This window comes from Paenibacillus hexagrammi (assembly GCF_021513275.1).
GTDB classification, from domain to species: Bacteria; Bacillota; Bacilli; order Paenibacillales; family NBRC-103111; genus Paenibacillus_E; species Paenibacillus_E hexagrammi.
In genome coordinates this window covers 2,444,144-2,469,455 of the sequence record NZ_CP090978.1, presented here as the reverse complement: position 1 = coordinate 2,469,455, position 25,312 = coordinate 2,444,144, and the positions used below count along the sequence as shown (strand labels likewise).

Genomic DNA, 25,312 nt, shown 5'->3' with positions numbered 1-25,312 from the left:
ATGTTCAAGAGTTAGCGGAAAATCCTCTCCGAGAAGGAAAGCTGAAGAAGTTGAACTAAGCTAACCCGGGATCCTGCCGTTACAAAGGACGCGTATGATGGTGCGTAGTAGGAGGTGCCGTAAGATGATCTAATGATGATCTTTACGGAACAAGGGTGGTATCGCGAGATGAAATCTCGTCCCTTACGGGGCGGGATTTTTTTGTTTTCAGAACTATAGGGAGAAGGGATGATAGAAGTGAGAAGAGTTGATGTAAAAGAGAAGGCAAGGACTCGTGAATTACGAGTTCTTGAACAGTGGAAACAACAGGAGACTTTCCGAAAATCGATCGAAAACCGAAAAGGAAAACCGAATTTTGTTTTTTATGAGGGACCACCTACTGCAAACGGTAAACCGCATATTGGGCACGTGCTTGGCCGTGTTATGAAAGATTTTATCTGCCGCTACAAAACTATGTCCGGTTTCCGTGTCGTTCGCAAAGCCGGATGGGATACGCACGGCCTTCCTGTTGAGCTAGGCGTTGAGAAGCAACTGGGGATCTCAGGCAAACAAGAGATCGAAAAGTACGGCATTGCTGAATTTGTTACGAGATGTAAAGACAGTGTATTCGAGTATGAAAAGCAGTGGCGGGAGCTGACCGAAGCGATTGGCTATTGGACGGATATGGATCATCCATACATCACACTAACGAACGATTATATCGAGAGCGTATGGCATGTTTTATCCGTCATTCATAACAAAGGATTATTATACCGAGGGCATCGTGTCAGTCCTTATTGCCCGGATTGCCAAACGACTCTCAGCTCTCACGAGGTAGCACAGGGCTATGAGGATGTCAAGGATTTGAGCGCCACGGTCAAATTTAAGAGCAAGCAAAGCAGGGACATATTTCTAGCTTGGACGACAACCCCCTGGACGCTACCCGCAAATATTGCACTGGCGGTAAATAAGAATATGGATTACGTAAGAGTGAAGCATCATGGTGAAGTGTATATTGTCGCGGAGAAGCTGGTGGAGAAGGTTCTAAAGGCAGATTACGAGATCTTGTCTACGCATAAGGGCTCGGAATGGATAGGGATTCCCTATGAGCCGCCATTCGGTTATATGGAGGTCAACAAAGGACATATCGTTGTGGATGCCGATTATGTCAGTGATACAAGCGGCACCGGGATTGTTCATATTGCCCCTGCACATGGGGAGGACGACTACCGCACGGCCAAGCAGCACATGCTTGATTTCGTGAATGTCGTCAATTCTGCAGGCTGTTATACCGAACAGGTTACGGACTATACGGGTCGTTTCGTCAAGGATTGCGACATCGATATTGTGAAATATTTGTCCGAACGCGGCTTGTTGTTTTCCAAGGAACGTTACGAGCATAGCTATCCCTTCTGCTGGCGCTGCAAGTCTCCGCTGCTCTACTATGCAATGGAAAGCTGGTTTATCAAAACGACTGCTGTGAAAGAACAACTGCTCGAAAATAACAAAAATATTAGCTGGTATCCATCGCATCTCCAAGAAGGGCGTTTTGGAAAATTTCTGGAGGAGCTCATCGATTGGAACATCAGCCGAAACCGCTATTGGGGTACGCCGCTTAATGTATGGGTATGCGGGGGTGTGGCTCCGAGTATGCACCTGGCAGCGTGAAGGAGCTGATGGAGAAGTCGGTACATCCGATAGAAGGGAACTTGGAACTGCATAAACCGTATGTGGACGAAATTGTTCTGCACTGTTCCTGTGGCGGGAGGATGCACAGAACGCCTGAAGTTATCGATGTCTGGTTTGACAGTGGATCGATGCCGTTTGCGCAGTACCATCATCCGTTCGGGGATGAGAAGCAATTCCATGAACAGTACCCTGCGGATATCATTTGCGAGGGAATAGACCAGACAAGAGGTTGGTTCTTCAGCCTACTGGCCGTCTCTACCCTCTATAATGGTAAATCTCCTTATAAAGCCGTTCTTTCAACGGGTCATGTGCTGGATGAAAGCGGCCAAAAGATGTCCAAGAGCAAAGGGAACGTCATCGACCCTTGGGAAATCATCGAAGAGTTCGGCACCGATGCTTTCCGCTGGGCCTTGCTGTCCGACAGTGCTCCGTGGAACAGCAAGCGTTTCTCGAAACAAATCGTAGCTGAAGCGAAGTCGAAAGTAATCGACACCATGGTTAATGTTCATTCGTTTTATACGCTATACGCGTCGATTGATCAATATAAGAAGGAAGAGCATCCGAAGATGGCTTCAGGGAACGAATTGGACCGCTGGATATTGTCGAGGCTGAACAGCACGTTGAAGGAGGTTACGAAAGGTCTCGAAGTAAACGACTTTCTGAATCCGGCGAAGCACATCGAAGTGTTGATCGATGATCTCAGCAATTGGTTCATCCGCCGTTCGCGCGACCGTTTCTGGGGCAGCGAAATGACCGTGGATAAGCTATCGGCTTATCAGACCTTGGAGGAAGTATTGCTGACGATGGCCCGAATGATGGCTCCCTATACACCGTTTCTTGCAGAAGATATTTTCGGTAACCTTGGTGGAAAGGGAAGCGTTCATCTGATGGATTATCCGAAAGTGGATGAATCCACCATAAATCAAGGGCTGGAAGCTGAGATGGAAACCGTGAGACAGATCGTCGAGCTGGCAAGAAGCATTCGGAATGAAACGGGAATGAAGACGCGGCAGCCGTTATCGGAGCTCATTGTTATGCATAACCGCGAAATGAACTTGGCGACGTTCGACGATATCATTAAGGACGAAATGAATGTGAAGGAAATTCGAATCGAACAAAACGATAGCGAATTTGTTGATTTTAATCTGAAATTGAACTTGAGAGTAGCCGGCAAAAAGTACGGTAAATTCGTCGCCACTCTTCAAAACCACTTAAAGGAACTGACCGCTCGGGAAACCAAACAAATCGTCGATCATGGTTTTTACAACATCACGATTGACGATGAACATTTTCAAATCTCAATTGACGAGCTGCTTGTAGAGAAACATGCGAAAGAGGGCTTCGCTTCGACAGCCGGCTACCAAATGAATGTTGCTCTAAATACGGTAATCACAGAGGAGCTTTATCAAGAAGGCGTTGTACGTGAGGTCATTCGCGCTATTCAGGACTACCGTAAAAAACTGGATCTGCCGATTGAGAAACGTATAAACCTCGTGCTTGATGCGGACAAGCAGGTGAAGGAAGCCACGGAGCGGTTCGAACACGTACTGAGAGAAAACGTGCTTCTATCAAGCATCCGCTTCGGATCTGTGACAGGAATGGAGATGGTTTCGATCGAGGGGAAACATTTAGGGATTTTTATTGAGTAGTTTACTGAAGGAATAAATGTAAACTCATGCTTTAATCTATCAAAAACAGAGGAACGTTAGCTTTAACAAACGTTCCTCTATTTATATTTTTATTGATTAGACACTCATGGTTGGAGGGACTGGTGCAGAGTGTCTGGCCTCCGTATTAGCGGCCTTTCGTTGTCTGCGAGATTTCAAAAAGAAGAACAATTCATAGATAACAGGCACGATAACCAAAGTCAGCACTGTCGCTGCGCTTAGACCTCCGATAACGACGACAGCAAGACTTTTTGATACGATGCTGCCTTCTTCCGATTTGCCGAATAGCAGCGGCAGCATAGCGCAGATGGTCGCAACTGCTGTCATCAAGATAGGACGCATCCGGATCGAGGCTGCTTCAATGAGCGCATCTCGAATAGTCATATGCTCCTCGTTTTGCTTTACGCGATCGATCAACACGATGGCATTCGTGACGACGATTCCGATGAGCATGAGTGCGCCGAACATGGCGGTGAAATCGGGTGTAACTCGAGAGATGACCAATCCTAGTACAGAACCAATGGCAGCAAGCGGAAGCGAACACATGATAGCAAGCGGCGCGCGGAATGTTTTGAACGTTATGATCATGATCAAGTACACAATTCCGATGGAGATAAGGCCCGTCATGCCGATCTCGGCGAAATCATCGGCCTGCTGTGCAGAAGCGCCCCCAAAGGTGAAGCTGACGCCGTCATATTTAGTAAGTGAAGGGAGTAGCGACTCCACGTTTTTACCGACGATAGATAGCTTCGCAGGGTCTGCTTCAGCTGTTACACGAATGTAGGGCTTGCCGTCCTTATGGAACAGGGAACTGGCTTCATCCGTCTTTTCCACACGTGCAAGCGATGAGACTTGTTCGAGCCCTTTATTCGTACGGATCATGATGTGTGATAAATCCGGCATATTCTCTGGATCAAGCATTGCGGCTAATTTGACGGTAGTTTCTTGGTCATCCAGCTTGATCTGCCCAATAGGAATATCATTCAGCATGGTTTGCAGCTTCAGGGCTACTTCTTGGGTATTGGCCAGAGTGGGGTCCACCTTAAAGGTGAATACAGGCTTCGTTTCTTTCTGGTTGCTTGTCACTTTCACAACGCCTTCGACAGCTTTTGCCTTTTCCATAAGCTCGTTAGCTGAAATCTCCAGTATTTTAGGGTCCATTTTTACGTCGTCTGCGGAAATATCCACGAATACAGTCGCAGCGCTTTTGCCGCTTGTTTCCAGCTTAGCCTCAGGATAATGGTTCTTTTGTTCCTCGACATGATTGAGAAAAGTAGTCGCGTTGACATCTTTCTTCATAATGATGGTGAAATCCACTTTGGTAGGTGCTACGACATTCCCCCACTTAGCGGCATCATCGCTGTTGCCATTTTGCATAAGCACATACTTGGGTTCAGGCTGCTCTAGCAAGAAAGCTTCCATTCGCTTGCCTTCTTCAAGTACTTTACTGTTTGGTGTGTCGCTTGGATAGGAGAGTGAGACTGTAGCATAAGATGCATCGGATGAATCCAGTGCGCCCTTAGGCAGGGCAAAGTAAGTAGCGATCGAGCCGACAAAAAGTACAATGGCGATAAGCAGCGGCACCCATTTATGATTCAGGTTCCATTTCAAAAAGCTGCTAAAACGCTTGGAGGGCTCGTGTTCCTTCATTTTGTTATTTTTCAACAAGACGGAGCTAAGTATGGGAACTACAGTTAAAGCGACAATCAGTGAAGCGAGCAAAGAGTACGTCACGGTCAGAGCGAATGGCAGCAGGAACGCCTGCAAGGAGCCCTTTAACAGCCCCATGGGCAAAAACACAGCCACGGTTGTAATTGTAGAGGAGGTGATAGCCGTAGATACCTCTTTGGTTGCTTCGATAATCATTTGAATCGAAAAGGCTTGCTTTTCCAGCTTGCGGTAAATATTCTCAATAACGACGATACTATCATCGACGAGACGACCTACGGCCACCGCCACTCCGCCTAACGTAATAATGTTTAACGTTACGCCGGAGAGTTGGAGTAAATAGAGAGTAATTCCCAGGGAAAGGGGGATTGAGACGATTGTAATAAGCGTAGCTCGGAAGTTTCTCAGGAATAGCAGAATAACGACTGTGGCGAATAACGCACCCATCAATACTTCCCGCAGCATACTGTTCACCGAAGTTACAACCATGTCAGAGGTGCTGTAGAATACATCCATTTGTACTTTGGAAACTTCTTTATTGAGCCGATCAACGGTTTTTTGGACATCATTACCGACAGTGACGGCGTTGGCGCTGCTATCTTTCGTCACAACTGCATAAAGGACTTCGTTACCATTCAAACGGCTTACACTATCATGAGAGGTTTTAAGTGTTATAGTGGATACATTCTTCAATGTGAGATCTGGCGTAACTTTGAGGCTTTGCAGTGTCTTTATATTATCGATTGATGTACTTACCTTGATATTGCCGGTCTGACCGGCGATGGTTTTCTCACCAATCGATGCAGAGATGTGATGGCCCTGCAGCACGTTAATGATGTCTTGAGCGGTCAAATTGTGCAGTGTTAAATTATCGGGATCCACATGGATCATTACGATGGGCTCTGTTTTGCCGTAGAGCGCTACGCTTCCTACACCATTGATTTTTTGGAGTTCTGTAACGATTCTTTTTTCAGTGGTGTCTACATTTTCTTTGGTTAAACCGTCTTGAAAAGCGATGGCGATTTGCGAGATCGGGATCATCGAGGTATTAAGTTGAACGACGAAAGGCTTGGAAACACGTTCAGGAAGTTGGACTTGGGCAATCGCTTCTTGCACCTCGGTCTTGGCATCTTTCATATTCGTCTTGGATTCAAAGTTAATATCGATCTTGGTGAATCCGTCTCCAGAAGTGGAGAACATATCCTTCTTCCCTTTGACCAGGGCTACAGCATCTTCAATAGGCGTTGTGACCAGACTTTCCATGGATTTGGCGTCATAGCCTTGACCGATAACCGTAATCGTAACTTGAGGATTGTCCGCCTCGGGCAAAAACTCCATGGGTAAGGAGCGATAGCTCATGACGCCCATAGCCAAAGCCATGACAACTAAGAAGATAATGGCTGCTCTATTGCCAAATGACCATTTCGTAAGTAAAGTCATCGATAGAACTCCTTCCTTATTTAATTTATACGCGCCTTTTACCATTATATAGGTGTTTTCCTAGTTGATGTAGATGAAGAAAGGCATTTTCTCACATGACTCTAGTCATATTGATTGGTAATAGATCCACGATTTGGCGATGACTGCAATTACATGTCTCGAAATTGGCCACTAATCGCAATACGATATTCGGGATATCCATACAATATGCCCCAGCCTTATTGCGATTTACCCTGAAGACACAAAAGCTAGGGCTTGTGAAGATTACAAATCGTTTCATGTTCACGTCAATATGTGCGTCTTTTGAAGGAGGGGAAAGCCGTTTATGTTGGTATTTAGCGATGCTGTTCTTTGCTGCCGTAACCACAAGAACGCCGAAACCAAAAGTTGGATGGCTACGAGATTCTAGAACTTCTGGAGAATCCCCTTCTTTGATATGCTGAAATCAATTCAAAGAAGGAGTGATGATTATGAAAATTAGCGTACTAGGAACTGGTAACATGGGTAAGGCATTGGTCAAGCAAATCGCGGCAAATATAGAGGGGCAAGTGTTGTGGAGTTCACGTAATTCAGAAGAATTGGAAGAAATAGCAAAAAATTTTCAGCTGAATCAGATCATGCCCGTCTCAAATGAGGAGGCACTTCATGCTGATATTATCATTCCTGCATTCCCGGCAGCAGCATTATTGGACTGGGCACTAGCCAACAGGGAACTGCTCAAGAATAAAATCGTTGTTGATATCTCAAACCCCTTTAATGACGATTTCAGTGGCTTCACGACAGCTTGGGGGAATCTTCTTCCGAACATCTTCAGTCTGTACTGCCAGAATCCAAAGTGATAGGCGCCTTTAAAAATACATTCTTTAAAGTGTTTGAGAACCCCGTTTTACATGATCAAAAGAGCGATGTACTCGTCACCGGGGATGATGAAGAGGCAGTACTCCGTTTCATTCAAATCTTCCAAACATTGCCATTTCGTTTTATTCATGCTGGTAAGCTTGCCAACAATCGAACGATTGAAAGGTTTACGCTGCTGGAATTAGAATTGGCTAGCCGGTATGGTACCTATCCTTATATTTCGCTTCAAATATTTGGTATCAAAGAAGCCGTACTGGCGAATTAAAGCTGTAATCGTTAATACTTTATTTTCTTTGAACATCAAGCTATCGAAGAATAGGAGGGAGCTCCATGACGAACAAACTTCAAGTCGGATCGGCTCAAGTCGCCTACCAAACGAGCGGACTCGGTCCCGGCGTCCTTCTTATCCATGGAACCGGGGGAAACGCCCGGGCCACCTGGAGTGAACTGACCACCAAGCTGTCGGATCATTATAAGGTTGTCTCCGCCGATTACAGCGGATCCGGTGAAACGCAGGACACTGGGGAAGACCTCACGCTGGATGATCTCGTGATGCAGAATGTGGAGGTTGCCTTGCATGAGGGCTTGGAAGAGTTCCATGTCGTCGGTTATTCGTTGGGTGCAGTTGTCGCTACAGCAATTGCAGCACTTTATCCGGATAGGGTGAAAAGCGTTACGATGGTGGGGGGCTGGGTGGAAAGCGATTCGGCGATGGCGCTACAATTCCATCTATGGCGGGACCTGTTCCGGACCGACCGTCGGCTCTTCGCGGAGCTGGTCGCTCATACCGGTTTCAGCCCCGGGTTCTACCAACAGTACCAATCCATCGGGGAATTGAAAGAGTTATGCGCCGTCATGGCCGACAATTTCGCACCGGGTACGGATCGGCAGTCCGATCTGGATGCCCAAATTAATATCCGCCCGCTTCTGAACCAGATTGCAGCACCTGCTCTCGTGCTTGGCATGGCGCACGATCGCATCGTTCCCGTACACCATGCCAAAGAACTGGCGTCGCTCATCCCAGGAGCCGCATATCGCGAGATCGACTCCGGACACCTGATACGCCTGGAGAATATGTCGACATTGGTTGAAGAAGTCAGTGCTTTTATAATTCAGCATGAAACCGGTCTGTAAAAGGCCGGCTTTGTTCCATTGCAGGGCAAGTGGTTCTACGAATTGGTGAAAGAGTTTGGTTCAGACGATTATTCCGGCGTAATGAGAAAAAACTCATGGAAATAGATTATGACAAGAACTTGATGTCATTCCAGTTCGATTACTCGGTCATTGGGCAACAGACTATATCCCCCTAATCATTTTTTGAAGCGTCTGGAATATGGGGAAATACAACTAGGAATTAGCTGCAATTGTTACAGAGCAACCTAAATTCTCTAGTCTACGAACTGCATACTTTACAATAGATTGTTGCTTCTGCTTGTCAAAGTAATCCTCGCCTAGATCCACGTACGTTTCTGGTTCGTAGACCCAGACGAACTGGCGAATGCCTTCATGCACTGTGAGACGCGCAAGGTCGACAAATCCGGTTGCATTAGCTTCATGGATCGCAAATACGAGGTGGGGCTACCGTTCATTGGCTGCACGGTAGATGTGGTGTTCGACCCTGCGGACATCACGGAACTCACCATTGAGTACGAGGGTCATACGCCTTGGCGCGTACGAGAGCTTGTCATTGGAGAACGGGCAGGCAAAAGGCCGCCCTTGCTGGAGCATCTGAGTGCATTGCCGGCTGAGGCTTCGAGACTACTAGCCGCAGCAGAAACACGCTATGAAGATCGCAGGGCGCAACAAGCGCCAGCAGTGGCCTACCGCAAGGTAAGTAAGGAGGATGGCCATGTTTGAGTCCTTCTACGGTCTTGGCCGTTCGCCGTTTTCAAGGGATGTCCCGACGAGTGAACTGTACAAATCGATCATTCTTGAAGAAACGCTCGGTCGCTTGGAATATGCCGCTCAAAGACAGTGGTTCGCCGTCATCACCGGTGACTGCGGTACAGGGAAAACGACAACCATAAGGCGCTTTACGGAAGTGTTGGATTCCGCCAAATATAGCGTTCTTAATCTGTCGGACTCCAAACTGACGCCTCGGCATTTCTACAAGGGGCTACTAGAGCAACTTGGCTGTGAGTCGAAGTTTTATCAGGGTGATTGATTATATGTAAATAATGTGTGGAGCCTTATTTTTCGAAGGTTTTTCACGCGCTCGTTTAGATAAACGCGAAATGTTGGCGGGACCCCTTGACAAGACAAAGCTGAGAGGTTTATATTTTAGTTGACTGAACCAATCAATCAACGAAAAATTACTTGGCTGCGCTATCCCAAATCATCTCAATATCGGTTCTCTTTTTTTGATTTAAAATTGACTGATTTAATCAATCAAAAAAAATGGAGTGAAGGAACATGAATGAAGGGATCCACTTTGGAAGGCTGGAAGGGGAGCTGTCGGCGGCTAGCTCTCCGGTATTTTCAAGAGCGATAGTCATAGGTGGCAGTATGGCCGGTCTGCTCGCGGCAAAGGTACTTAGCGATCGCTATAATGAAGTTATCATCCTTGAGCGCGATGAACTGCCGGACCGGCCGGCGAATCGTCCGGGAACTCCTCAGGATCACCATCCCCACCGACTGCAGGATCTTGGGAAATCCATTCTAGAGAAATTATTTCCCGGCTGGACTCAGGATCTGCTTGCTGAAGGGGCTTATGACCGGGAAGGAAAGGAAATGCATCTGATCTCGCCGCTTGCGGCTTTACAGTTTCCCTACGAGAAGGATGAAGGCTGTTCTCGCCCGCTATTGGAATGGGTCATTCGGCGCAGGGTGATGGCTGAACCGCGCATTCGGGTCCTACAAGGGCATGAAGCCGTTTCTCTTAGGACAAAAACGGCGGAAGACAAGGTGACTGTAACAGGAGTCAGGGTAAAGAAACACCGCGGAAGTGATGTTGAGGAACTTCAAGCCGATCTGGTAGTGGATGCCTCTGGGCGCTACTCTCGTCTGCCGACTTGGCTGGAGGAGATGGGCTTCGGCAAGCCGGAGACGGAGATCCTGCATGCTCGCCTTGCCTACAGCAGCCGGTATTACCGGATTCCGGAACATTTGCAGAATAAGTACAGCACCGTGCTTATTGACGGGGATCCGTCGCTTGCGGAAGGATCGGGCGTATTTAGCCCGATCGAGGACGGTTTGGCAGAGACGACAATTTATAGGGCAGGCGGGCATTATCCGCCGGTGGATCCGGACAAATACGAGCAGGCAGCGGCTGAGCTAATTAACCCTTTGCTGGCGGAAATTCTCGCCCAGCTTGAGCCGGTAGGAAATCCGAGAGGCTTCCGGGTGCCTGAATGTCGGCTGAATCATTATGAGTCTATGCCAGCGTGGCCAATCGGGCTGCTCGTGATTGGGGATTCAATCTGCAACTTCGATCCCATTTACGGTCAGGGCATATCCGTTGCGGCAGCTGAAGCGGCTGAGCTTGGCAAAGCATTGGAAGAGGTCGGAAGCGCTACTGATGCCGGATGGGAGCTCAAGCTGCTTCAGCGATTCGGAACGATCATTCTTCCGGCATGGTGGACCATTGTCGTGGCGGACTTGAGATGGCCCGGAGTGAACTACGAAGGACCGCTATCCAGACGCGGCATCGAGTTTTGCCAAAAATACTTAGATATCGTGCGCAAGCAGGCGCTTCAAGGCGGTGATATGGAGCTGTTCGGCCTTCTAATGAGCGTGCAGGGCCTGGATAAGAGGCCTTCCGCTTTGTTCGGGGAGGAAGCGGTCCGATCGATTCTGATCCGATGCAAGCAAGCGGTATGGCTGGAGGACGAACTCGAGGCAGGGGAGACCCTTGGCGTTTTCCTGGAGCGGAATCTCCCCGCATTTGATCCTGCAAGCTAGCAGATGCAAAAGCCTGATTGCTTCTGAAGAAGGATTAAGGTAAGGTAAGGATAAACAGACATACTCCAGATTCGAGGTTGAAAGCGATGGCTCCTTACAACGAAGACCAACTCATCCAAATCCGAGACGAGCGACGAGAGCAGATTCTTCAGGCGGCCTTGGGCGTATTCGCCCGCCGCGGCCCGGTTCTGACAAAGATGAGCATGATCGCAGCGTCCGCAGGCATCAGCCACGGACTGCTGTACCACTATTTTAAATCCAAGGATGAACTGTTCACCGAGCTTGTGCGACTGGCGATGGAAGGGGCGAGCGGAGGAATCGACGAGATGTTTGACCATCCCGGGACCGTAATCGACAAGCTGAGGCATTTCCTTCAGGACGCGATGAACGAGGAGGCGCGGTTATTCTTCCTGTTGATCCATCAGGCACGGGCATCGGAAGGGGTACCCGAGGAGGTACGGATGATCATCGGGAATTATTCCATCGACTGGTTCGTTGAGCAGCTGAAGCCCCTGTTCCTCGAAGGGCAACGTACCGGAGAAATCGCGAGCGACGACGCCGGCCAGCTCATCGCCGGGCTGCTAACGGTCATGAGCGGCACAATGATTCTTCATGCAAGTGACGAGGAAAATATTCCGCTGCTGAATCCGGATCATCTGCTGAGGCTGGTACTGGCCCCCGCGCATATACAGCCCTTATGATATCAAGGCTAAATGTATGTTCTTGAGCTCCTACTATAAATAAACGCCTAAGGAGTTTATCTTCCTAAGTCGTTTTTTAATAGCGGTCCATTGGAGATCAGATCGGCGCATATCCGGTGGGGAGTTGTAGAAGAAATAAATATACTAGCTCTTGGAAATATAAAGTCGAAATATGCAGAACAAATTGCAATTAATTCAATACTGCATTGGATTGGTCAGAAGCGGATAAAGCATTTCCTGACTCATAAACATATGTATAAAATACGGGTTTTGTGAATATGTATATTCAAAATGCGCAGTGGCTTGTGCCGAACGCTTGCTTGATGTATTTATTATTTTGTAGCTTTCTTTCGCGTTCTCCTCAATGAATTCAACGAAAAACTGAAGTCCTGTTCCAAAGAACAGGACTTCAACTCTTCCACTATTCTACATTCAAAATTTTACTTGCTACAGCAGCAAGATCCAAGAGATTGATAACTCCATCTCCATTGATGTCCATAGCTTTAATTTGCTGCCAGCTGCTGTCTGTGGAGTCTTTACCGTAGTTGACGGCTACAAGGGCCAGGTCGCCTACGCTGTATCTGTCATCCCCGTTTACATCCCCAGGAGTGCTGGTGTTCACGGAGGAAACGAACGTCTGCAGCGCTGTGTTTAGTACCGTAACCGCTTGATCTACGTCATCTTGCGAAGCTGATTCATTGGCCGCTACTGCCGAAGCTTGATCAATGGCTGCTTGCAAGAGAGCTTTGGAGCCGACTGGGTATTGACCGTTTCTTGAACCTTCTACGGCCGCGTCGTGATTGCTCTGCGCGTGTAAAATGAGTGCTGCAAGCGCTGTTTTGTCAACAGATTTAATCAGTATCGTATGCGATCCGCCTTCAATCTCCGATTCCATTCCATTGCCGTCGGCGGCGATGACCTTGGATAGGGACACGGCAGCCGAAGCAGATTCCGTTAGGCCTTTCGCTTTAAAAGTAAGCTTCATCAGAGTAAGCTTCATCAGAGCTTCGTTCGCTGCAGCTCCGCCCGGATTTGCGGTGATGATCCGAACCTGCCCTGGCGTTTCCATTTGATCCAGGACAAAGCACTGCTCATTCAGGGAAGTTGCATTGATATACTCTAGCTTATCTGCATCGTAGCTTACCGTGATATCTTGCGCGAAATAAGTCGTGTTCGTTACACTACTGCTAAGTGCATAAGACAAATCGAACGTTTGGCCCGGTGTTGTTTGCGCGATACCATCCAGAGAAGCCGTTGTAGCACCAGGAGTTTGGGTTTGGATAACTGTAAATGCAATGGTATAAGTCTTAACTGTTCCATCTTCTGCAGTGACACTAACTACTGCTGATCCCGGTAATTCCAAAGGCTGTGTAACGACAATCGTTGCATGATCTATATCTGCAGCTTCTGCAGTTACTTCTGGTACAGCAGTTGTTCCTTCGGGCAATTCTACAGCGTAGCTAGTGGTACTTGCATGGAATGCCGGTATAGTTGTTCCGCCAACCTTTAAGTCACTTAAGTCAGCATTTGAGCTCTTCGTGGAATTCATGAGTCCGAACTTTGCAATACCAACATCTATACCTTGCCCTCCCGTTGTTTGATGAACATGTACAGCAATAACGTTGTCAGCATTTGGAATAATAGCTTTCTTACCATCATCATTCATTGTAAGTTTAACATAATTAGTAGTATATCCTGTTGCTGTTCCTGCAAGGACACCGTTGATATAAATCTCACAATCCTCATCATAGAAAATATTGAATGAAAGGCTATTTATATCATCAGAGGTCAAAGATCCTGGATTAAATGTAGTACGCATCCATATGTCATTTGTGTTCCACGCAGTTCCAATTGAAATATTCGGTGGGTTGCCCCCTCCAAATCCACCTGAGCCGGAACTCCATGAAGTATCATCAAAACTTGTTGAATTCCATTCTTGTGCTGGAGATGTTGTCGTATACTTCCAGGTTTTTGGCTGTGTCTTTGATGTTGGCAATATTTCTGTTACGCTGCTAAGCTTATTAATGATATTTTGGTTGATCTCCCTAATCCTGCTGGCATCTGCCTTCATGACCTTCCTGTCATATGTCATTAATCCGTTAAGCTCTATTTCAACGTCAGTTATCTCTGTATAAACGGCTGCGCTTAATCCATGATTTGTCTTAAAGTCCAGAAGCAAGTCTGCATACGATTCATATACATCAGCTAATTCTTCTCCGTTATTCACCATCGTGTAATAGAATAAAGAACTCGGATTCCACAGATGTCCGTCTACCTTCAATCCTATACCGCCGTATTCCCCGTTAACCCTTACCTGAGAGATGCTTTTCGGATATGCTGGAGGTGGATAGCTGTGTATGTCTTCCATATCACCTGCGCCTACACGAGGGTCACCACTACCCTGATTGATAAGGCGAGTTGAATCAAGACTTTTTACAAAGTTAACAAGTCTTTCAGGTTCATATTGACCCTGATTCTCATTAAATACACACCACAGAATAATGGAAGGGCTGTTATAATGGCTTTCAACCATACGCTTTAATTCTGCTTCGTACTGAGTCTTTTCGAGAGGAGGAACATATTGGCCTCCAGGCACGTAAGAGTTTTCAGAAGGCATATCCTGCCATACCATGATGCCTAGTTTGTCTGCCCAATAGTACCATCTCTGAGGCTCAACCTTAATATGCTTTCTAACCATGTTGAAGCCCAGCTCTTTTTCCTTCACGATATCATACTTAAGGGCTTCATCCGTAGGAGCTGTATAAAGTCCATCAGGCCAGAAACCTTGATCTAGAGGCCCCATTAGGAAAGTTTCCTTGTTGTTCAAGAAGATTTTCTTATATCCGTCTTTTGTTTCTACAGATATCTTACGCATTCCGAAATAACTTTCAACAGTGTCTAATGTTGTTGAACCCTTTTCCAATCGAACTTCAAGGTCGTAGAGGAATGGATTCTCTGGTGACCAGAGTTTTGGATTCTGTATGGGAATATACAATTCTGTATTGGCATCACCGCTTACAGTTCCAGCAATTGCTGTACCATCCTTTGCAACTGCTGTTACAGTTGTTCCTTCTGCTGCCCCTGCTGTTTTTACTGTGATCTTAAGACGCTGGCCGTCTAGATCCGGCACCAACTGCAGGCTGTCAATGCTGCTTTCATCAGAAACAGGCTCCATCCAGACTGTCTGCCATATTCCTGATGTAGAGGTGTACATGATACCGCCTGGATTTAATGTTTGCTTACCTCTCGGATTACCAACAGCATCTGTTGGGTCGTATACCCTGACTATCAGTTCCTGCTCTCCTGTATCCTTTAAGTAAGGTGTTATATCATAGTTGAAAGAATCATAACCACCTTTATGAACTCCCATACTATGTCCGTTTATATAGACTTCTGCTTCCCAATCAACAGCACCGAAATTCAATTGTATTTTCTTGCCCTGCCAGTTTTCTGGGACTGTGAAAGTTCTCTTATACCATGCACGGTCATAATGCATCATTACTCCTGAAAGAGCTGACTCCATAGGATAGGGAACCATGATTTCCCTGTTCAGGTTAGTCCCTACAGGAACTGCATCTGAAGCAGACCCTCCCTGGAACTGCCATAATCCGTTTAAGTTCAGCCAATCACTTCTTTTCATCTGCATTCTTGGGTAATCGTTTTCAAAAGGAATGGTGGAAGAAGTTATCTCATCAGACCATTGCGTCATGATGGAAGCCTGCTGCTTCTCCCAATGGGTATAGGCAACTACATTCACTTTGGCAACAGCAGGAACATTCGACCCTGTTATTTTACCAGTTACGGTAACTTCACCTAATTGGTTGAATATGGACATATCACTTAAATTCCATTTGACAAAAACCTCTTTTGCTGTACCGTCACTGTAATGAACGGTTACTTTAGCAGGAAGTGCAGGTCGTGAATACTGCTGAGAATTGTTGATGGTTACCGCATCAATTGAACTTACGATAGCCAGAGTACTGCCGTCAGGCTGATAAAAGCGGTCAGGCGGAATAATTTCCCGACTTTGGCTCGCACTTGACCATTCTAGTCTTAAGTCTGCTCCGCCTATGGCCTGGAAATATTCAAGCTTAATATTGTGTTTTGTTCCTGCAGTTAACTTAACTGGAATGCTTGTTTGAGGAACCTCATAGTCATTGACCCAGTGGTCAATCACCAGTTTATCATCGATCCATAATCTGAACCCATTGTCTCCTACTAAATAAAAAGTGTAATTTTCATTATACTTAGGCTCAATTTTACCTGTCCAGCGTACTGCAACTCCTTCGGACCTGCCCACACGTTCCGTGAAAATGCCCGTGAAATTATTGTAAAAATCAATATTTTCGTCTGCATATGTAGCTACAAGGGTTTTAAAGTCTGCACTTTCATTTGAAGTAGTTGTGTAATAATCACCTTTTAATCCATGATAAACAGGTGTGCTGTTGATCATCTCCTGTACAGCATCAATCCTTATGCCAAGGTTTGTTTTTTCTGGGTCATTCAATACAATTACTAAAGTTCTAGCGTAGTCCACATCTGTCTGGTTTTTTGATGCTTCAGCTTTTACTACTGCCGCTTCAGCCGCAGCTACCTTTGCCTGATAAGCAGCACCTTGATCTTTCGGTGCATTCACTGTTACATCAATTACTTTGGTAATAGCTGCAGGATCTTCTGCTGTTGCTGTTATAGCAGCGTGTATGGCTTCTGTACCGGTATTTAAAGCTTTAACTGTAACAGATGTTGTTTTGTTTGCTTCATTGTATACTTCGTTTGATAAAGTAACATTTGGGTTATTTGAAGTAAAGTGCACTTTCTTAAAGGTTGCACTTTCAGGAATTACAGAAGCTGTCAGAGTATCTTCTCCTATGGCATCCAAGGTCAGTGCATTCTTATCAGACTCAATGTTTGTAACCGGAATTATTCTTTGAACAGAAATGTTATCAAATTTAGCATTGACATTCCATGTTCGAGAGCCTATGGCTCCATGTGTCCACATGTCATCATTTGCACTGGCTATAAGTTTATTATCCACATATACATCGATGCGGCTGCCATTTACGATGACCTTCAAGCGATATGTGGTATTCGGGTTGATAGGACAATATACGGAGGCCAATTCTTTCCAATTATTATTGAAACGACCTATCTGGACCGTATTCCCATTCCGGATCCCTGCATAGTACCCTTTAAGATTGTCAGCTCCTGCTGTAGGATTACTGACTCTGAAAATAAGACCCGCGTTATCATTATTGGCCCCACCGCTTATAGAGATATCTGATTCATAAATAAAATTATCAAAATCAGTTCCCAAATTAACAGCTTTGTACCCGCCTCCGGCATTTACAGCTAAAGCTCCTGTTGAAGCGCTCCAAACCATATTGCTGTCACCATAGGTATTCCAATCAGATAACTTGCCATCATTAAAATCCTCGGAAAAATTATTTGGGTCAACTGTAATCGTGCAGGTTTTTACTTTTGTATCATCAGCCTTTGATAAAACAGTGATAGTAGCCGTACCTGCTTTTAAAGCTTTCACAATAATACTGGTTTTACCTTCCGTAGCATTATAATCATTATTAGTTACGGTAGCTATAGTACTATCTGAAGATGTAGCCTCAACACCTTTTTCTGAAAATTGCTCTGTTATCACAGTTGCTGTTATTGTACCGTCCTGTCCTGGCGAAAGATTTATGCAGCTCTTGTCAAGAATCACTGAAACATCAGATGGCGATGAACCTCCACCTTCTTCTAGTGCAAAGCTTGGAATACCTGAAAACATGGATATCAGCAAGGTAATTAATAATATCAAACCGATGCTTTTCCTCTGAACCATCAAAAATTGTCCCCCTTTAACTAATTAATAGAAAAAAATTGTTACTCAAAGCAGATTATAGTATTTTGAGTTTCAAAAGTATTTACAATAATAAATAAAATTTTCCACTTTTCGGGACTTCTCTGTAGAGTCCCTTGTTTTGAAGAGTATGTAAGCCGGCTTCTTTCTTGTTGTCAGCACTTTTTTTACCAGATCCGTATTTTATACATATGTCCATAATCCGTCGAAACCCATATATATGGTTACACATTATTATTATCGAGTCCATATGTATCAATCAATTTCTTGTTTTCAGGAGTTTCTTCTATCACTTTATTATTAAAATCTTTTGTTTGTCCTCTAACTGTAAATAATCCACCTCCAGACCTATACCAAGCAATGAATTTATGACCATCTTTTTTGTAAATAATTTTATAGAAAGTATTTGAATACTGTTTTCTCATTCCCTTTCTACTCTCCATTGTATTCAGAAATGGACTATCTTCTAGATCAACTTTATTAATATGTACTACCGTTCCACCGTGTTCTTTAAGTACCTTATTTATTTCAGATTTTTCAAGGTGGTTATTTACCGAAACTAATATTAGAAAAAAGATAAGCCCCATTCCCAAAGTAATTGCTGCAATAATTAAGCCGATTTTACTTCCATATTTCCTCACTACCAGGGGTAGTACCAGCGAAGCTGTCACCAAGTGCCAACTGTTAGCGGGCGTTGAAGTTTTCCTGGTACTCTTCAATTTCAGCAAATATCTTTCCCCGAACCTCCTTAATTTTCGGTACATCGAATTTGTTTCCATTTGGAGTAGAATGTATAAAATAAGTTCTCGAATGTCCTGTAAACATTGAAAGTTCTTTGATTAGCGGATTATCGACCATCTCCCCAAAGCTACGCCAACCATTCTTTGCTTTTATCCTATTTAAAAATTCGTCAACAGTTTTGATTAAGCATTTATAGTCATCTATGGTTTCTTGATTCAAAAGAGATTCACTCCTTTAGACTGGAAACTTATTAATCACTTCATTATATTCAAATTGTGCATCGGTAATCGCGAGTTTAGAGTACACCTCTAATGATTTACGGCTTTCATGACCAGAATAAGGCTGAATCAATGCATCATCGATCCCCTGCTTTTTCAACCACGTCAACAGAAAATGACGAAGTTTGTGAGGGGACAGGTTTTGTCCTAACCCGGCTTCTTCTGAGTACTTGGCCAAGATTTTGCGAATCCCTCGGTCTGTGTACTTTTTCTTCCATGAGGATTCAAACAAGTATACTGCATGTTTCTTTTTCATCGAATCCGCGTGCATGGCCAGCAGCTCTTTAAAGGTCTGTGGAAATGGAACAATCCGATCCTTATTACCTTTTCCTTTGTTGATCCGAATTTGGCAATAATGAAAGTCGATGTCAGATAGCTTGATATTGATTAACTCGCTAACGCGAACGCCGGTATACATTAATGTCTTCACGATCATCATGTCCTGAAAATTCTTTGACTTCCAGACAACTTCATAATACTTTTTCAAATCATCTTCGGTTGGCACATAGGGCAATTTTTTAGATGCCTTGGGCACTTCGACTTCAAGTTCCGCTCTTAGATGCTGAAATAGACTTTTTAAGTAAGCATAATCCGGTCTTTCGGTTCGAAGATATTTAGCCAGTTCCCGTGCCTTCTTTTTTGCCGATATTCTCTTTTCGGTCATGCCAACAATTCACCTTCCAGTTGCAAGCGTTCATTCATGTTCAAATTAAAGTTGCCGTATGGATTCACATGTGTATATATCAAAGGTGTTATTGCCCGAAAATCTTCAGGAGCCATTAAATTGAACCATTTTTTATCGGACAAAACGTTTTGAAGCATGAGAGTATTGATATAGACCAAGCAATTTTGCAACAAATGAAGGGATAATACGGCCATTTCTTGATCCTCCAAGCGGTTCGTAGCAATTTCTCCACCTTTACCGCAAAAAATGAAGCTATTTGCGGAATTCCAGTTTTCTACCACATTTAAACCTTCGTGAATCTCTCTTCTTATTTCCTCAGAGTTTAAGTATTCGCATAAAAATATGGTCTTTATGGCCTTCCCCAGCTCTTGTAGCGCTAAATAAGTAGGGTGCTTTACTTGATTGTTACGACTAAATCTCTTCATAATCGCTTCTGTTTCTGCTATTCCTAATCGTAATGCCGTAGCGTATTTCACCATTTGATCATATTGCTGTCGTATGAGTTCCCAGTTAATTGGGCGAGTTAGTACCGGCTGTAAGTTGGGATATGCATCTGTCATTCCAGGTTCTGGTCGATATAGCTTCTGTGAGCCGATTGATTTTAGTCGTGGCATCAACTGAAATCCAAGAAGATGACAAAAGGCAAATGCCACTTCACTTTGACCGTGCGTATCCACATAATTTTTTTCTAGTTTCATATCAGTGCAATGCCGGAGCAGTCCTTCCATCATGGCCGAAACCTCGGATGATGAACACGATTTAAGCTGCGAGTAAATACATGTGGAATTCTTCTCCACATGCCAGTAAATCATGACTCCGCGGCCACGATACCGAATGTGCCATTCTGTCATCAGGTTTTGATCCCAAGCCCCAAACTTTTTGGAGTCTGAAGCACAAGAAGTCGTGCCTTCCCCCCAAATGTTATGCATCTTTGAACGGAAGATCGCATTGACAACCTCAGACGTTGCATTACGCAAATTGTCTTTGTTGATGAATTTACGGCGCACATAGAGCAAATCTTTGTACGTTTCCCCATGATCGCCGGAAGAAATGCGTTTCAGCCCCATATTAGTTCCCAATCCGTACAGGCATAGGATTAACCTTTTTTGGAGCGTATATCGATCGATTGTTTCTCTCACGCCTGCTGTTTTAAATTGACCAGAAAATTGAATTCGTAAATCGGCTTCCTTTAAGATGTCCATTAAATTCGTCATAGGCCAGCGACGAGTGAGTTCACTTTTAATTTTAGTTAGGTTCAAGGGTTCAGGCTGTGGCTCAAGAGGAGACAGACCGATCCACCCATTTTTCTTTGTCGTAATGTTTACCTTTTCATTTCTAGGCATCCCTGAATTCAATTTTTCTAAGCCTTGAATCAGCTCCTGCTTGATATTGTTAATAAATGATCCCGCATCTAACGGCTGATTCAAGGCTTTATAGTTTTCTTCGCGTCGCTCTTCAAAATCTTGAGGTAAATCTTCGTCTGGGTTCCGATAACGATAAGATCCTTCTACCCATATTTCTTTGCAGCGAAGCTTATCCCTTAGTGCCTGCAACGCACTGATTTCGTAGTTGATACGGTTAATCCGATCTTGTCCTTTGTCGTCCTTTTCAACAATAATTTCTTTATAACCAGAACGAATGACACCATCTATCGGAATATCATCCGTTAACGAAAAATAATGCAGTCCTGTGTTGGCGTACTTTTTAATGAGTTCAAGCGCACGGATCACGGGACGGTGAACCTCATTGTTGGAACGGAAATTCAGTATGTTAAGAAGCTCTGGAACCATACGCCGGTAGTGGGTGCTGTACGAGTTCCTTATGACGGTATGTATTTTTTCGCGGTATGCCGGACCCGTGTGCTTAAATTCCTTCACTAAATCTTTTAGCGTTTGTTCGCTAACTACAGGATAAAGCACATCTTTAATCACCCCATCCGGATTGTCGATAGCTGTCCGCGCCAGATTGAACAAAATCCCATACTTGTTACCAACACGCCTTAAGTCATTCAGTATTTCTTTATCTACTTTATTTTCAGCCCTTACCCAAATTTGATGAATGATCTGTATAAGCAGTTCGACCAAACTATCGGTAATTTCCTCGCTTCTCAGCCAGAAAAATGCAGATAGAAGTGTATAGCGAATAGGAGCAGGATGACGTCTTAGTTCACGTAAATCCTCAGTAGCTGTTCGTTGCCTGTATTTTTTGATTACCTTTAGAGGAATGTCTCGAAATAAATGATCCGGCAATTCGATATTACGAATGGTGCGTAGTTTATTAAACTCACGAAAAATGGTTTTCACGCTGGCACGACCAGAATCCGATTTCAAGTCGTTAAATGTTATTTGCCCATTGATAGGAGGAGCATCTAAGGAAAATTCTGCATCATCCTCTTTAATATCTTCTAAGCTATCGATCAGATCGTCCAATTGTTTCAACGTGACAGAAGATAACTTTTGATAGATCGATTCGAAAAAGCGCTCCTCATAAGAACGAATGGCAGAACGAATGAGTCTTTCTATTCGATCTATTGTGGGAGGCTCAATTTGTAGTTCTCTAAATCTGTTATAGACGTAGGCTTCAATGTGTTTAGCGTCATGATCATGATAGAGTACGTGTTCACAAAGCCACTCTGCCATATCATCAGCATCTTTTACAGTTGCTTCTCTGAAACCGAAGAAATCCCGAATTTGTACCCGATGACGTTTAATAGTCCGGCCTTCCCAATCATACTTCGAATATAATTGAGGTTCTAGTTGGAGTTGTTTGGCAATGTAAGCCAAAACGGTTTTTGGGATATCGTATTTCTGTGCGGGAAATCGGGCTTCGTACTGAAAAAACTTTAACAAAGCGGCAAATCCAAGTCTTGTTTCACCGAATTTGTTCTCGATCAAATATAGTTCATTTGGCAGCAAAGTAAAATGCTCTATGAGTTCGTCCAGTTCCCAGTTGCGCTTCACGATATCACCCCAAAATTAAAGTTCCTAAAAACACCAGTATCGGAATATATCTTATGAATTCAGTATATCTGAGCATAGTTTAATAGGCAATAAACGAATGAATTATAGCCAAGTTCTATTTACAAAAATGCATTCGGAACTTACAGTATTAAACAAAACTCATGCATAGAACAGGAATATTCATGGGATTTAATATCAATAATTGATTAAATTGTACTATATTGATATAAACCCAGTATATGGTATAATGTTAATGGATATTTTTTCTAATTACTAATGTGAAGGAGTGGGCAACAAAATGTGGAGTTTGAAAAGAGTAATGTATGTTCTTATGATCGCAGTTTTAGTTCTTGCATTACCAACTGGTGCTTTTGCTAAAGATTCGGGAAATTCAATTAAAGAAGGGACATACCCTAAACATGTTAGAATACCAATTACATTGGTACCTACAGAAGATGGCAAATCGTCAAACAATTCGATCTCGCCCCTTGCAGCAAAGCCTATTGATGGTTATCTGGATTTTTGGTCAGTAGTGCATGGTAGTACAGTTGATGCGAATTGGACTGTTACTATAACAACTCCAAATACATATATAACTAGAGTTAATTTAACCTTAAAATGGGGACTTGGTTTATTAGGTACAACTGTTCCTTTTAACTACCAAACTTTCGGGACACCTAAGTCCGTTTCAAATCAATCTTCATATACTTATAGTTCTACAGGTACAAAGTGGGCAACAATAAGCGGTAGTGTGTCTACACTATCAACAACTGGATCGTCAGGGACAGCTTTTACTGTCTCACCAGCAACTATTGAATTTTATGTTAAGTAATTCGTAAAATAAAGAGAGAAATTTGATGGTAGCAGCCATCATTCTTTCTCTCTTTATTTTTTTGAAGGGAGAATTGAATTTTGAAGCTGTTTGAAGAAATAGATCCTACCCAGAGTGATGATGAAGATTCAAATTCTAAGAAGACAATTCATATTAACCAAGCTAGACCACAATTTGAAAACGTTGTTGTCAATAAGTCTGCTAATCAGCAGTTGTCATCCCTTGCACAATTTTTTATAGCTCCTAATATATTGGTTGATTCAAATGCAATTTGGCACATACCTGTTAGTGAAGAGGTAATTTATAATCAAGTTACAAAGGAAATCGCTCCTCATTTTGAAAAAACAAGTAAAGTTACGAATGGTAACCAGGTTCAAATTATGTTGCAAAATATATCGGAAAGCTCAAGAATTATGTTTATGGATTTATTTTCAAGTAATAAAATAAATCCCATTGTTCTTGATTTATACTCACAGGCTACAACTAGTAAGCAAATAATGAATAATAGGGTAAAATCGTATAAGGTAAACCTCCAGGAAGTTCCAAGATTGATAGAACATGATATTGTTCATATGTGGAATTTTTTCGAGAGTACTTTTATTAAAAACGGTGAATACTTAATAATGATGCCGAATAACTGGAAGTTTGATGATGCTTTTAGAGAACGGATTTCTGTCCAGGCTTTTTGCGAGCGTCTGTAAAACAATGATGATTCATGTTAACGAGGAAAGTGCCATGATAACCGCCATTTTTATCCAATGACAGTTCACGAGAATATAGTAAAATGATGGTAAGTATTCAGTGAACCCGCTCTGTAATTTAAGGGGTTCAATGAAACACATCCCGAATTGCCTTTATAATCAATTTTCGGTAGAAAAACATTCAGATTTATCTAAATTATTGATCTGAGAGGCTCTCAAGATACTGTTTATATGTCACAAAAATTTCAAATGCGGGTTTACTGAATACTTACAAATGATGTATTGTATAGAGCATGATAGACAGCCCTAAAATTCCATTTCTTAAACTCAATTAAGAAGGGAATTTTAGGGCTGTCTGGGCATAATCTGTATTGGAGGTTTTTCGATTGAATAACGATACAATTACTTATTTCATGGGACTCTCTTATCAAATTAACATGGAATATATACAAAATAACCTACAACCCTATTATTTTGGGACCATCGAGGAATTACCAGGGTGCGTTGCTCATGGGAAAACAGAAGAAGAACTTATGTTAAGACTAACAAAAGCGAAAAAGAAATATTTTGAGGATTTATTTAATAAAGATATCAAAATTCCAGAACCCGGAGATATGGAACTTCGAGATTGGGATCGCAGCTTGCCTCGATCTTCGAGAGTACGGGTGAAAATTAAGGGCTGGACACACCACGATTAAATATTCATTTCAATTGGCACTTGGTGACAGCTTCGCTGGTACTACCCCTACCACAATGGAACCCCCACAATTAATTATAAATTTTTGCGATAATTTCCGATAACGTTGTTGTATATTCACGAACATTCACTGGCTTAAGGCAGCGATAGCTGCCGGGTCCGACGGGCTTAGCCAGTGAAGGGTTGTCTGCTGATTCCGCTTCTCCGAAAAGCACCTGCAGACCAAGGGCCGAAAGGCCCGCAGCGTGAATACGGTGTTATCAGATGTCATATGCCATCTCAAGACCACTTTCAACCTACTTATTCTCCTTTTTATAAACATTCAATACATTTTAGTTGATATCCTATTTATTAAGTTAATTCAAATTATTGTAGCAAGTATTTAAGTGTGTTATCATATTATAAAGAAAGACCAAGTGCGCTAACACTTGGTCCGCACAATTGGCTTGGATGGTAAATTCCCTTCAAGTTTTAAGGAAACGAAAACCCACCTTCGGCTGCTAATCTTCGGGTGGGTTTTTACTTTTTCTTGTTGTTATTAATGTATGTTAAAAGAGCAAGGTTAAACATTCCAAAAAGGAACATAATTGTCAGTGCTGTATATTGCATACTAAAAGTGCCGAATATTGCAGCGTAAACGTGCCTAGCTAAAATGCAAAAAA

The 25,312-nt window shown here is 43.6% G+C and carries 16 protein-coding genes, 2 pseudogenes and 1 other annotated feature (1 of these 19 only partly in view); of the genes and pseudogenes, 11 read left to right on the top strand and 7 right to left on the bottom strand.

The window, feature by feature from the left end; translation table 11 throughout:
* Positions 1-187, top strand: a binding site (T-box leader) (it extends 72 nt beyond the left edge of the window).
* Positions 188-237: 50 nt separating this feature from the next.
* Positions 238-3,317, top strand: a pseudogene (gene ileS / locus L0M14_RS10910) (isoleucine--tRNA ligase).
* Positions 3,318-3,413: 96 nt separating this feature from the next.
* Here the strand turns inward: ileS and L0M14_RS10905 are convergent.
* Positions 3,414-6,443, bottom strand: coding sequence for an efflux RND transporter permease subunit (locus tag L0M14_RS10905; protein ID WP_235122117.1), 3,030 nt, complete (start codon positions 6,441-6,443; stop codon positions 3,414-3,416).
* A 470-nt stretch (positions 6,444-6,913) separates the two neighbouring features.
* On the opposite strand from L0M14_RS10905, the gene L0M14_RS10900 reads away from it, so the two are divergent.
* From L0M14_RS10900 to L0M14_RS10870, 7 genes and pseudogenes are all read left to right on the top strand, one after another.
* The gene (locus L0M14_RS10900; protein ID WP_235122116.1) at positions 6,914-7,282 is read left to right on the top strand and encodes an NAD(P)-binding domain-containing protein; all 369 of its coding nucleotides are present in this window, start codon (positions 6,914-6,916) and stop codon (positions 7,280-7,282) included.
* Positions 7,279-7,566 (top strand): hypothetical protein, encoded by a 288-nt coding sequence (locus L0M14_RS10895; protein WP_235122115.1) that lies wholly within the window; start codon positions 7,279-7,281, stop codon positions 7,564-7,566. Before L0M14_RS10900 ends, L0M14_RS10895 begins: the two co-directional genes overlap by 4 nt.
* Positions 7,567-7,631: 65 nt before the next feature.
* The gene (locus tag L0M14_RS10890; protein WP_235122114.1) at positions 7,632-8,435 is read left to right on the top strand and encodes an alpha/beta fold hydrolase; all 804 of its coding nucleotides are present in this window, start codon (positions 7,632-7,634) and stop codon (positions 8,433-8,435) included.
* Between the two features lie 339 nt (positions 8,436-8,774).
* Positions 8,775-9,158, top strand: a pseudogene (locus tag L0M14_RS10885) (Mu transposase C-terminal domain-containing protein); the annotation flags it as partial.
* Complete coding sequence (locus tag L0M14_RS10880; RefSeq protein ID WP_235122112.1) at positions 9,151-9,465, top strand: AAA family ATPase; 315 nt, start codon at positions 9,151-9,153, stop codon at positions 9,463-9,465. The pseudogene L0M14_RS10885 and the gene L0M14_RS10880, both read left to right, overlap by 8 nt.
* 248 nt (positions 9,466-9,713) lie before the next feature.
* Entirely contained in the window at positions 9,714-11,201 is a 1,488-nt protein-coding gene (locus L0M14_RS10875) for an NAD(P)/FAD-dependent oxidoreductase (RefSeq protein WP_235122111.1), read from the top strand.
* Positions 11,202-11,398: 197 nt separating this feature from the next.
* A complete protein-coding gene (locus tag L0M14_RS10870; protein ID WP_235122110.1) occupies positions 11,399-11,902 on the top strand; it encodes a TetR/AcrR family transcriptional regulator in 504 nt (167 codons plus the stop codon).
* Between the two features lie 421 nt (positions 11,903-12,323).
* Here the strand turns inward: L0M14_RS10870 and L0M14_RS10865 are convergent, their stop codons facing one another.
* The 5 genes from L0M14_RS10865 to L0M14_RS10845 all read right to left on the bottom strand — a co-directional run bounded on the left by L0M14_RS10865 (position 12,324) and on the right by L0M14_RS10845 (position 22,420).
* Positions 12,324-17,738, bottom strand: coding sequence for a PA14 domain-containing protein (locus L0M14_RS10865; RefSeq protein ID WP_235122109.1), 5,415 nt, complete (start codon positions 17,736-17,738; stop codon positions 12,324-12,326).
* A 242-nt stretch (positions 17,739-17,980) separates the two neighbouring features.
* Positions 17,981-18,427 (bottom strand): hypothetical protein, encoded by a 447-nt coding sequence (locus tag L0M14_RS10860; RefSeq protein ID WP_235122108.1) that lies wholly within the window; start codon positions 18,425-18,427, stop codon positions 17,981-17,983.
* A gap of 13 nt (positions 18,428-18,440) precedes the next feature.
* Positions 18,441-18,716 carry a hypothetical protein gene (locus tag L0M14_RS10855; RefSeq protein ID WP_235122107.1) on the bottom strand — a complete coding sequence of 92 codons (276 nt, stop codon included), beginning with the start codon at positions 18,714-18,716 and terminating at the stop codon, positions 18,441-18,443.
* Between the two features lie 15 nt (positions 18,717-18,731).
* Complete coding sequence (locus L0M14_RS10850; RefSeq protein ID WP_235122106.1) at positions 18,732-19,439, bottom strand: tyrosine-type recombinase/integrase; 708 nt, start codon at positions 19,437-19,439, stop codon at positions 18,732-18,734.
* Positions 19,436-22,420 (bottom strand): Tn3 family transposase, encoded by a 2,985-nt coding sequence (locus tag L0M14_RS10845; RefSeq protein ID WP_235122105.1) that lies wholly within the window; start codon positions 22,418-22,420, stop codon positions 19,436-19,438. The genes L0M14_RS10850 and L0M14_RS10845 overlap by 4 nt, the downstream gene beginning before the upstream one ends.
* Before the next feature lie 298 nt (positions 22,421-22,718).
* On the opposite strand from L0M14_RS10845, the gene L0M14_RS10840 reads away from it, so the two are divergent.
* From L0M14_RS10840 to L0M14_RS10830, 3 genes are all read left to right on the top strand, one after another.
* Entirely contained in the window at positions 22,719-23,252 is a 534-nt protein-coding gene (locus tag L0M14_RS10840; RefSeq protein ID WP_235122104.1) for a hypothetical protein, read from the top strand.
* 80 nt (positions 23,253-23,332) lie between these two features.
* On the top strand, positions 23,333-23,953 hold the full coding sequence (locus tag L0M14_RS10835; protein ID WP_235122103.1) for a hypothetical protein: 621 nt from the start codon (positions 23,333-23,335) through the stop codon (positions 23,951-23,953).
* A gap of 386 nt (positions 23,954-24,339) precedes the next feature.
* The gene (locus L0M14_RS10830; protein ID WP_235122102.1) at positions 24,340-24,651 is read left to right on the top strand and encodes a type II toxin-antitoxin system HicB family antitoxin; all 312 of its coding nucleotides are present in this window, start codon (positions 24,340-24,342) and stop codon (positions 24,649-24,651) included.
* 518 nt (positions 24,652-25,169) lie between these two features.
* Here the strand turns inward: L0M14_RS10830 and L0M14_RS10825 are convergent.
* Complete coding sequence (locus L0M14_RS10825) at positions 25,170-25,220, bottom strand: hypothetical protein (protein WP_235122872.1); 51 nt, start codon at positions 25,218-25,220, stop codon at positions 25,170-25,172.
* Positions 25,221-25,312: the final 92 nt, after the last annotated feature.